Origin of the sequence: Argonema galeatum A003/A1 (assembly GCF_023333595.1) — a bacterium.
Lineage (GTDB): Bacteria > Cyanobacteriota > Cyanobacteriia > Cyanobacteriales > Aerosakkonemataceae > Argonema > Argonema galeatum.
Genome location: NZ_JAIQZM010000035.1, coordinates 51843 through 62855 on the forward strand (window position 1 = coordinate 51843; position 11013 = coordinate 62855).

The following is an 11013-nucleotide window of genomic DNA, read 5'->3' on the forward strand; positions in this document are numbered from 1 at the left end:
GGCAGAGGGGAATGAGCTTATTGCCTTCTAGCTATTGGCATTAGCCACGGGGAAGGATTGGCAATCATATTTACTAATTTGCCCAAAATCCGATTGTAAGTTCGATAAAGTTCTCTACCAGGCTCAATGTCTATATAGTTACATTTAACGGCAAACTCAATCCAGGTTTGAGTTTCAGCTGCTTCTGCTTCAGAATCGCTTAATTTGGCAACAAAAGCGCCTTCATAACGGCGTTTGCGCCAAGCTTCAGCTAAATTAGCACAGACCGATCGCGATGAGCGACGAATTTGGTCTGTTAATGAAAATCGCTCCTCTACAGTAAACTTTTTGCTCAACTCAAAAATTTGCATCGCCGCATCAAACGCTAGCTGGTACGCTTCCAAATCTCGATGACTCTGAATAGGTTTCTTCTGGTTCATCTGTGCTGTACCTCTATAGTTGTGTTCTTTTTTCTTGTCTGCTCCTCTGCCCCTCTGCCCCCCTGCCCCTCTGCCCCCCTGCCCCTCTGCCCCCCTGCTCCTCTGCCCCCCTGCTCCTCTGCCCCCCTGCCCCTCTGCTCAAATAGCATAGTAAATACGGAAGAGCCGAATATTCCCAATGACCTATGACTTCAACATGGTATGATTGCTTTTGGCACAAGAGAGCCAAGTCAATTCGCCGGACTGATTTGCAAGTCTCATAACCTTGTCAGACTCATCTCATCAACCCACCAGCGTAACTGGGGAGGTTTCGCAACCCGATCCGCTGGAACCAAAACCCAGCAAATCGATGCAGGAATACCACAACCTGCAAAAAGAGTTGCTGATCGCCACCCTAGCCTGTACAGGGATTATTTTTATCTCTGTCTGGATTTTTTACAACCTTAACATTGCCCTAAATTATTTGATTGGGGCGTGCACAGGTGTGGTTTACTTGAGAATGTTGGCTAAAAATGTTGAGCAACTGGGCCGCGAAAAACAGAGTCTGAGCAAGACTCGGTTCGCCCTGTTCATTGGGTTGATTATAGTAGCAACTCAATGGCGTCAGCTACAGATAGTCCCAATATTTTTGGGATTTCTGACTTACAAAGCCGCGCTCATCATCTATACAGTCCAAACGGCCATGCTTTCTGACCGCAAATAGGTCTGATACGCTTGGAATCCTCCCCTAGATCGATTTGTGGGAAAACTTCCTGAATGGAAAAATGCTCAGTGTCTTAAATGGCTTAAATTCTGTTACTCTCGCCTCATTGGAAGTAGGACATCATTTCTACTGGCAATTAGGCAATCTGAAAGTGCATGGGCAAGTTTTTCTCACCTCCTGGTTTGTGATTGGTCTTTTAGTAGTAGCTTCACTCTTGGCTACTCGCAACATCCAGAGAATTCCCAGCGGCATACAAAATTTTATGGAATACGCCCTGGAATTTATTCGAGACCTGGCAAAAAACCAGTTGGGTGAGAAAGAGTACCGTCCCTGGGTGCCGTTTATTGGCACGTTGTTTTTGTTTATCTTCGTGTCAAATTGGTCGGGCGCTTTGATTCCCTGGAAGCTTCTCCGGCTACCAGAAGGAGAGCTAGCAGCTCCCACTAATGACATCAATACGACAGTAGCCCTGGCATTACTGACTTCCTTAGCGTACTTTTACGCTGGTTTTAGTAAGCGCGGTTTGGGATACTTTAAGAAGTATATCGAGCCGACGCCGATTCTATTGCCGATCGCGATTCTAGAAGATTTCACCAAGCCCCTTTCCCTGAGCTTCCGTTTGTTTGGAAACATTCTGGCGGATGAGCTGGTGGTAGCGGTACTGGTACTGCTAGTTCCTCTGTTCGTGCCCCTGCCAGTAATGGCCTTGGGTCTATTTACTAGCGCAATTCAAGCTCTAGTATTTGCCACCTTAGCAGCCGCCTACATTCACGAGGCGATGGAAGGGCATGGTGGTGAAGAGCATGAGGATCATTCTCATTAGGATGGATGAATAAAATCATTCTGTCTTACGTCTTCTGAAAGTCCTCATTTGATGTAAATTGAGGTTTGGATTAGGTTTTTAACCGAAAATTCCAAATTCCAAATCGAAAATCGGTTGTTCAGTCGTTAAGCTAAGTAAAACATCATGGATCCATTGGTTTCTGCTGCTTCAGTTATAGCTGCTGCTCTGGCAATTGGTTTGGCTGCAATTGGCCCTGGTATTGGTCAAGGTAACGCCGCAGGTCAAGCTGTAGAAGGTATTGCCCGTCAGCCCGAAGCTGAAGGCAAAATTCGCGGTACTCTCCTGTTAACTTTGGCATTCATGGAATCCCTGACCATCTACGGTTTGGTAATTGCCCTGGTGCTGCTGTTTGCTAACCCATTCGTTTAAATAAAGTTTTGAATTAGGTAATAGGGAATTTTAGATTTTAGATTGTAGATTTTAGATTTTATTTAAATCTGCAATCTACAATCTAAAATTTGAAATTACCCAATTACCCAATTACCAACTCCAGTTCAGTAGTTGTTAAATCAGTAAAAAATGTTTGACTTCGATGCCACGATGCCTTTGATGGCAGTGCAGTTTCTACTGTTGGCAGTGCTGTTGAACGCGATTTTCTACAAGCCGATGACCAAGGTGCTAGACGATCGCGATAATTACATCCGCACCAATGAAGCCCAAGCCCTCGAACGCTTGTCTAAAGCTGAGATGTTGGCGAAACAATATGAGGAACAGCTGGCTAATGCCCGCAGGCAATCTCAAAATTTGATCGCAATAGCTCAGGATGATGCCAAGAAAATCGGCGCTACGAAAATTGCTGAAGCTCAACAAGAGGCTCAGGCTCAAACGGAACAAGCTCAGCGAGAAATAGATCGGCAAAAGCAAGAAGCGATGCAAAGCCTTGAAGAACAAGTAGATTCTTTGAGTCGCCAGATTTTAGAAAAACTCTTGGGGCCAGAGCTTGTCAATAGATAGAGATGAGTGCTGAGTACTGAGTGCTGAGTATGACCCTACGGATGAATCAGCACTGCTCAAAGAGCCAGTCCGATCGACATGGCTTAGTCAAGATCTGTCGGGATTTTTAGGAACTGTATCATGGGGACTTTCTTATTACTGGCCGCAGAGGCTCACGAGGCAGCTGGAGAAGGTGGTTTCGGCATAAACTTCGACATTTTTGAAGCAAACCTGATCAACCTGGCCATTCTGATTGGCGTGTTAGTTTACTTTGGGCGTAAAGTCTTGACCAAAACATTGGGAGATAGACGCGCCAGGATAGCAGAGGCAATTAAAGAGGCAGAACAACGCCAACGTCAGGCTGCCGAAGCGCTGGCAGATCAACAGCGCAAGTTGGCTCAGGCGCAAGCGGAAGCAGAACGAATTAGGTCATCAGCAGAAGTAAACGCTCAAAAAGCCAAAGAAAATATCTTGGCTCAGGCAGCGCAAGATGTGGAAAATTTGAAGAAAACAGCAGTTACAGATTTGAATACAGCAATAGAGCGAGCGAATGCCGAACTGCGCCAGCGTGTCGCGGCATTGGCTATGCAGCGAGTCGAATCCCAGCTGAAATCCGTCTTAGATGAATCCGCTCAACAACAATTAATCGATCGCAGCATCGCCAGTGTAGGAGGTGGGTCGTGAGAGGTAGTTTAGTAAGCGCTGAAGTACTAGAGCCTTATGCTGAGGCATTGATGTCTATCGCTCAATCCCAAAACCTGACAGACAGGATTGGCGAAGATGTAAATTATTTGTTCGATCTGCTCAAAAGCTCAGAAGAACTGCGGCTGTTTCTGAGTAATCCAATAGTGGAATCGCAAGCTAAAAAAGCTGTGTTGCAGCAATTGGCAGGCGAACAACTCCACCCCTACACAATGAATATTTTGAAGCTGCTGGTAGACCGGCGACGCATCCTGTTTTTAGAAGGAATTTGCGAACACTTCCAAACTCTTCTGCGGCAGATAAAGCAAACAGCTTTAGCTGAAGTAATTTCAGCGGTAGAACTCACAGAAGCTCAGCAGCAAGCTATTACTGAAAAGGTAAAAGGCATCTCCGGTGCCCACCAAGTTGAACTCAAGACGAAAATTGACCCGGATTTAATCGGTGGTGTCATCATCAAAGTAGGTTCTCAGGTGCTTGATGCCAGTTTGCGAGGACAGCTTCGCCGCATCGGAATGCGCTTGAGTGCGGGATAAGTCATTAGTCATTAGTCATTAGTCATTAGTAAAAGACAACTGACCGCTGACAACTGACAACTGACCACTAACAATTAACCACTAACCACTAATTATGATTAGCATCAGACCAGACGAAATTAGCAGCATTATTCGCCAACAAATTGAAGAATACGGTACAGAAGTTACTGTTTCTAACGTTGGCACCGTATTGCAAGTGGGCGACGGCATTGCCCGGATTTATGGCCTCGACAAAGTGATGGCGGGCGAACTGCTGGAATTTGAAGACGGCACGATTGGCATCGCGCTGAACTTGGAAGAAGATAACGTCGGCGCAGTGCTGATGGGCGAAGGACGCAGCCTTCAAGAAGGCAGTTCGGTGAAAGCTACCGGCAAAATCGCTCAGGTGCCAGTGGGAGACGCGATGATCGGTCGGGTGGTGGATGCCCTCGGTCGTCCGCTTGATGGTAAGGGAGATATTCATACAACGGAAACCCGCCTGATTGAATCAGTAGCACCTGGAATTATTCAACGCCGATCGGTTTACGAACCTCTGCAAACTGGAATTACGGCTATTGACGCGATGATTCCGATCGGTCGGGGTCAGCGGGAACTGATTATCGGCGATCGTCAAACTGGGAAAACTTCGATCGCAGTTGACACGATCATCAACCAGAAAGGCGAGAACGTCATCTGCGTTTACGTTGCGATCGGTCAAAAAGCTTCCACAGTCGCCAACGTGGTGAACGTCCTCCAAGAAAAGGGGGCAATGGAATATTCGATCGTAGTCGCAGCTAATGCCAATGACCCGGCCACCCTCCAATTCTTGGCTCCCTACAGCGGTGCCAGTATTGCTGAGTACTTCATGTACAAAGGCAAGCACACCCTGATCATCTACGATGACTTGTCCAAGCAAGCGCAAGCTTATCGCCAAATGTCCCTGCTGCTGCGTCGTCCTCCCGGACGGGAAGCTTATCCCGGAGATGTGTTCTACTTACACTCCCGCTTGTTGGAACGCGCCGCTAAGTTGAGTAACGAACTGGGCGAAGGCAGTATGACTGCCCTGCCAATTATCGAAACGCAAGCGGGTGACGTTTCTGCTTACATCCCCACAAACGTGATTTCGATTACCGACGGTCAGATCTTCTTGACTTCAGATTTATTCAACTCAGGTTTGCGTCCAGCAGTCAACCCCGGTATCTCCGTGTCGCGGGTAGGTTCTGCCGCTCAAACCAAGGCCATGAAACAAGTGGCTGGTAAGCTGAAGCTGGAGCTAGCACAGTTTGACGACTTGGCTGCTTTTGCACAGTTTGCCTCGGATTTGGATAAGGCAACCCAAGACCAGTTGGCGCGGGGCCAGCGCTTGCGGGAACTCTTGAAACAGCCGCAAAATTCTCCTCTCTCAGTTGCTGAGCAAGTGGCAGTTGTGTACGCTGGGCTGAATGGCTATTTGGATGACCTGCCTGTTGATAAGGTCGCTCCTTTTGCCAGGGCGCTGCGGGATTATTTGAAAACCAGCAAACCCAAGTACGTGGAATTGATCCGCAATGAGAAGAAATTGGGTGATGAAGCTGAAGCTTTGCTCAAGGAAGGAATTGTTGAATCCAAGAAAACTTTCCTAGCAACAGCCAAGTAATTTGTTCTTAGTATTCGGTCATTAGTCATTAGCGAAAACTAATGACTAATGACTAATGACTAATGACTAATGACTAATGACTACTGACTAATGACACAACTATGGCAAATCTAAAAGTAATTCGCGATCGCATTAAGTCGGTCAAAAACACCAAAAAAATCACAGAGGCGATGCGCTTGGTGGCAGCTGCTAAGGTGCGCCGCGCCCAAGAACAGGTAACTGCCACGCGCCCCTTTGCTGACGCTCTGGCTCAGGTTCTCTACGGTTTGCAGTCCCGCTTAAAATTTGAAGAGGCAAACCTGCCTTTGCTCAAGCAACGGGAAGTTAAATCGGTAGGGTTATTGGTAATTACAGGCGATCGCGGTTTGTGCGGCGCTTATAATACTAACGTCATCCGTCGCGCTGAAATCCGCTCCAAAGAACTGAAAGCAGAAGGTCGCGACTACAAGTTTGTCCTCGTAGGACGCAAAGCGATCCAGTATTTCCAACGTCGCAACCAACCAATTAATGCGACATACACCGGATTGGAACAAATTCCCACAGCGGCGGAAGCTTCATCGATAGCTGACGAAATACTGTCTTTGTTCCTGTCAGAGGGAGTAGACCGGGTTGAGTTGATTTACACTAAGTTTGTCTCGTTAATCAGCTCTCGACCAGTGATTCAAACATTGCTTCCCCTCGATACGCAAGGTTTGGAAACCCCAGATGATGAAATCTTCCGCCTCACCACTAAAAGCGGTCAATTCCAAGTAGAACGGAGCAAAGTCACTTCAGAAGTTCAGAACTTCCCTCAAGATATGATTTTTGAGCAAGATCCAGTGCAAATTCTGGATGCTCTGTTGCCATTGTACCTGAATAACCAATTGCTGCGGGCGCTGCAAGAGTCTGCTGCTAGCGAATTGGCGGCGCGGATGACGGCGATGAACAATGCCAGCGACAACGCTAGCGAATTGATTGACAAGCTCTCTCTTTCCTACAATAAAGCACGTCAGGCATCAATCACCCAAGAACTGTTAGAAGTTGTGGCTGGTTCCGAAGCTCAGGGTTAGGATTTTTTAGTTTTCCACCCCCTGCTTTATAGCGTCTGGAATTCCAGGCGCTTTTTTTTATTTTGGCGATATTGCATCGGTAGTGTAAGAGTGATACGGGAAATTGTCTGTTGTCATCGGGGGTTAAATTTTTACCGCAGATGAAGACAGATTAACGCAGATTAACGCAGATAAGAGCGCGAATGGATAATGGGCACGTTGTTGCGCTTTAGCGCTATAAGAGCGCTAAAGCCATTTTCCTGTAGGTTGGGTTGAGCTTCGCGAAACCCAACGCATTTGCCCTAGTTTCGTGCCTCAAGCCAACCTACAACCCTAGAATCAAGGGTTTGAGCCATTTTCCTGTAGTTGGGTTTCGTGCCTCAACCCAACCTACAACTACAACTAAAGCCATTTTCCTGTAGGTTGTGCCCGTGCGCGAGCGAAACCCAACGCATTTGCCCTAGTTTCGTGCCTCAACCCAACCTACAACCCTAGAATCAAGGGTTTGAGCCATTTTCCTGTAGGTTGTGCCCGTGCGCGAGCGAAACCCAACGCATTTGTTAGGTTTCTTCTTCTTGGCGTCCTTGGCGTCTTGGCGGTTAGTTAAAAAGGGGGTAGTTAACCCGGATTTGATATCATAGACTCGGTAATGCCATTCGCTAAAATTCCCATAATTTTATTGATATTGTTGAGAAAATGTTCTCCTAAATCTATTTCAATAATTTGCCCTTCTAACTTGAGGAATTTCCATCTATCCCCAGTTGTGACAGCCCCATATATTTTGTTAATCGGGTTTTCTTCGCGTTCGTTGAATAATCTAGCGGCTAACATTTCTGCTACGCATTGACCTAATCCAGAATTAATATCTTCTTTTTTTGCTTCTACAATCGTGATAACTGGTGCCTTGATGAATAGCTGTTCTGGAGAACGAGTAATAAGAAAGTCACAAGTTCCATTCAATCCTTGGGTAGCATCAACGGTAAAATCTACGCCTGAGAATAAACCAATGGGTTGCGGTAAGCGCTTTTTTAGCTCAATCAAAATAGGGGCGATAATCATTTCTGAACGAGATTTTTCTGTATTAATCGCAAGGGCTAACGGGAGATTGTACCGAAGTGTCTCTTTCAAAAAGTCACCGCTATCGAATTCGGGAGCATCGGCAAAGATATCAACTTTTTCAGAAATAGTTAAGCAAAATGTTTTTACTATTTTTGGTAAACTAAAGTCACTGTATGCCATATTATTTTACCTTTTATATTTTGGTTTGGTAAAGTTATATCATGTCCTAACCGATCTGACTGTCGCTATAATAGCGCGAATTTTTTAGGTAACCGATGCTACCGGACATGATATTATTTGTAGCAAGTAGGTGGACATTGCCCACCTTTCAATTGTTGAAATTGCTCAATTGAGAATTCGCAAACGCAGGCGAATGGTGCTATTAATAGATGAGGGAGCTTGCCAAGAAACGATCGATCGCTTAATCTCATCAATTACATCTCGATCCTTCACTGTAGAAGCTTTGTCATCCAACACAATCCGCTGGATGCGACCATTTTTGATGGATAATTCTAAGACAAGTTCGCCGCTGATGTTGTTGGTAATATTGACATTTTGCAGTCTTTGTGTAATGGATGCGATCGCACTTCCATCCAATCCATCAGCGCTAATTACCTCAATGCGCGAAGTGCTTTGTGCTACCTCGTTAGACTGCTGAATTGGTGCCGGAGGTGCTTCTGATAAAGGTGCAACTCTTTGCGGTCTAGGACTACGAACACCTCCGCCAACTCTACCCGTGGGTGCGCCAAATGGCACGTTAGCAGCAGCATCAACAGCACGTTCTTCTCCAAAAATTCCCTGATAGCTGACGCCTTGGGGCAATTCTACAGGCACTTGTACGCGCTGACGAGTACCATCGGGATTCACCCGCACCTCTTCGCTGACGGCGACAAATGCCGTGTATTGAGACAACAAGCGATAAGTTAAAGCAGTTTCCGTTACCGCATCGACGCCAGATTTGGTTTCAACTCCAAACATTTGATTCATCAAATCCTTAATTCTGGCGCGTCCCCAAAGTTGTGCGATCGCAGAATTTCCCCTACTATTAAAATCAACCGGAAGTGTTTTCTCATACCGCTTGCCACCAGCAGCAATACCAGTAATGCGAAGATTTCCACTAATGCGGTCTTTGTTTTTTCCAAACAAAACTAACGGTTGATTGGCAAATAAATCAGGCGCTGCAAGTGGATAGATAGTCGGTGATTCCCCAGAACCTTGCCAAGAAACTTGAATATTTGTCAGGACTGGATTATTGATTTGACGGAAGAATCTTTCCGCGACTTCCTGGGTAGGTTCATCCTGACGAATCACTTGCGAACTACCTCTGCCTACTTCTGCCAATCGATTAATCAAAAACCGATTTACAGAACTGCCAACACCAAAACCATAAAGACGATTTCCCGGTTTTAAACTGCGCTGAACTTCCGCAATCACCTCATTTTCATTGCCTATATAGCCATCGGTTAAAAGTACGATACTCCGCAGGCGTCCTTCTTGTGAGGGTGGAAAATTGAGAACAGCGCGAATGCCGTTGAGTAATTCCGTACCGCCTCTTGCATCAAGTCGATCGATATACACCATTGCTTTAGCGCGATTTTCCGGCGTATTCGCTAAAGGCGTTGGCGATAATTGTTGAGTGGTATTGGCAAAGTCAATAATAGTAAAAGTGTCGTTAGGATTTAACCCATTGATGAAGCGGCGCATCAACTCTTTTGATTTTGCCAAAGGGTCGCCTTGTTGGGAACCAGAAGTATCCATCAAAAAGACAACATCTTTGGGGACAATTTCGTTGCGGCGATATTCCAAAGCTGGGATTAAATAAGCGGCGAAGTGACCGCCTTTATCGTCGTATTGAGTTAAAATTGTGGCTTGGGTGTTATTTCCAGCAACGCGATATCGCAGAATTAAATCTTTGTTGGGAATGGTATCTTCGCTAGCTAATTGGACTTTGACAATATTGCTTTGGCGAGAAGTAGTGATTTTATGAGAAGTTGAACGAACATCAGCAATTGGCACACCTGCATCTACTTCTACTGTGACGCCAATATCGTGTCCCGAACGAGTTCCGGGGCGCAATACGGGTGGAGTTATGCGAGAGGCGTCGGGAACGCGATCGGTATCTATCCCCCCTTCGCCCCCCTTATCAAGGGGGGTTGGGGGGATCGGATTACCTGGAATATATCTTGGCCCTACTACCATTGGAAAGACAAATTCGTAGTTACCGCCTTCAAATTTGAGACTATCTGTATAGCGAATCGTGACATTAATTTGTTCGCCCGGTTTAATATTGGCGAGAGATTGGGTAAAGATATTATCGCGTTCTTGTTCTAGGAGTCCGGCGGTGCGTCCTTCCCGTCTGGCGCGATAGTATATTTCCTGCGCTTCTTCCCGTTTTTTGATATTGCCTTTGATAATGCGATCGCCTATCTTAATCTCCATATCATCCACCGCCGCTTCATCGGGTAGTGGAAATACATAAACCGCTTCCAAAGGTTCAGTATACGGATTTTCAAAAGTTTGCGTCACCTCCACCCGCGACAAATTACCGCTGACTTTGGCTTTAACTTCCGTATGTTTGAGGGGAAACACTTGCTGGCGTCCGTCTTTGGATTGGACGAACAAGCCGCCAGTCGATCGATCGCGTTCGTTTTGGAGTGCGGGAGATTCCATTCTAGTCCTTTGGGCGACTACCAGTTTATGTCGGGACAGAAGAACCCCACCCCCAACCCCTCCCCGCCACGGGGAGGGGAGTAAAACGCTGCCATCTCCTTGTAAAGGGAGTATTTCTCCCCCTTCTCCGAGATCGGAGAGGGGGGTAGGGGGGTGAGGTTTGCCCTGCTTTAGGTGAGTTATAGGCTGGGAAGATTGCGGGGATAGGGCAATTGTCCCCACTGTGCCAGAGAGAAGCAAAGTTGCGGGTAAAACATAAACAAGCTTCATATCGTTGCCAAATTAGAAGAATTCACAGGCTTTGGTTTCTAAGATGACATTTTTGTCATGCGATCGCGACCTAGTTGCAGTTTCGGTAACAAAATATATTTGGCTTTAGGACTTACTCAATCGCCCCCCCAGCCCCCCAAATCTGGGGGGAACAGCCCCACTAGGGCGTGTTTTCAAACTTGATCGGCTTCGTTTCTGACGATTGAGATCCCCCTAAATCCCCCTTAAAAAGGGGGA

At 46.4% G+C, this 11013-nt stretch carries 11 protein-coding genes; 8 read left to right on the forward strand and 3 right to left on the reverse strand.

All coding sequences use genetic code 11. From position 1 onward, the window contains the following. Positions 1–17 precede the first annotated feature (17 nt). Positions 18–419: a four helix bundle protein gene (locus tag LAY41_RS25990; RefSeq protein ID WP_249104487.1), complete on the reverse strand. Its 402-nt coding sequence runs from the start codon at positions 417–419 to the stop codon at positions 18–20. A 265-nt stretch (positions 420–684) separates the two neighbouring features. Between LAY41_RS25990 and LAY41_RS25995 the strand changes: the two genes are divergently transcribed. From LAY41_RS25995 to LAY41_RS26030, 8 genes are all read left to right on the forward strand, one after another. Then, a complete protein-coding gene (locus LAY41_RS25995; RefSeq protein ID WP_275974409.1) occupies positions 685–1122 on the forward strand; it encodes an ATP synthase subunit I in 438 nt (145 codons plus the stop codon). A gap of 61 nt (positions 1123–1183) precedes the next feature. Then, entirely contained in the window at positions 1184–1945 is a 762-nt protein-coding gene (gene atpB, locus LAY41_RS26000) for a F0F1 ATP synthase subunit A (protein ID WP_249104488.1), read from the forward strand. A 144-nt stretch (positions 1946–2089) separates the two neighbouring features. After that, a complete protein-coding gene (atpE, locus tag LAY41_RS26005) occupies positions 2090–2335 on the forward strand; it encodes an ATP synthase F0 subunit C (protein ID WP_249104490.1) in 246 nt (81 codons plus the stop codon). A 150-nt stretch (positions 2336–2485) separates the two neighbouring features. Next, the gene (locus tag LAY41_RS26010; protein WP_249104492.1) at positions 2486–2920 is read left to right on the forward strand and encodes a F0F1 ATP synthase subunit B'; all 435 of its coding nucleotides are present in this window, start codon (positions 2486–2488) and stop codon (positions 2918–2920) included. 120 nt (positions 2921–3040) lie between these two features. Then, positions 3041–3583, forward strand: coding sequence for a F0F1 ATP synthase subunit B (locus LAY41_RS26015; protein ID WP_249104496.1), 543 nt, complete (start codon positions 3041–3043; stop codon positions 3581–3583). Continuing rightward, positions 3580–4134 carry an ATP synthase F1 subunit delta gene (gene atpH, locus LAY41_RS26020; RefSeq protein ID WP_249104498.1) on the forward strand — a complete coding sequence of 185 codons (555 nt, stop codon included), beginning with the start codon at positions 3580–3582 and terminating at the stop codon, positions 4132–4134. Before LAY41_RS26015 ends, atpH begins: the two co-directional genes overlap by 4 nt. A gap of 94 nt (positions 4135–4228) precedes the next feature. Further along, positions 4229–5749, forward strand: a complete 1521-nt coding sequence (gene atpA / locus LAY41_RS26025; RefSeq protein WP_249104501.1) for a F0F1 ATP synthase subunit alpha — start codon at positions 4229–4231, stop codon at positions 5747–5749. A gap of 101 nt (positions 5750–5850) precedes the next feature. Next, positions 5851–6798: a F0F1 ATP synthase subunit gamma gene (locus LAY41_RS26030; RefSeq protein WP_249104503.1), complete on the forward strand. Its 948-nt coding sequence runs from the start codon at positions 5851–5853 to the stop codon at positions 6796–6798. A gap of 597 nt (positions 6799–7395) precedes the next feature. Here the strand turns inward: LAY41_RS26030 and LAY41_RS26035 are convergent. Next, positions 7396–8016 carry a hypothetical protein gene (locus LAY41_RS26035; protein WP_249104505.1) on the reverse strand — a complete coding sequence of 207 codons (621 nt, stop codon included), beginning with the start codon at positions 8014–8016 and terminating at the stop codon, positions 7396–7398. A gap of 165 nt (positions 8017–8181) precedes the next feature. Beyond that, entirely contained in the window at positions 8182–10506 is a 2325-nt protein-coding gene (locus LAY41_RS26040; protein WP_249104510.1) for a VIT domain-containing protein, read from the reverse strand. Between the last annotated feature and the right edge of the window lie 507 nt (positions 10507–11013).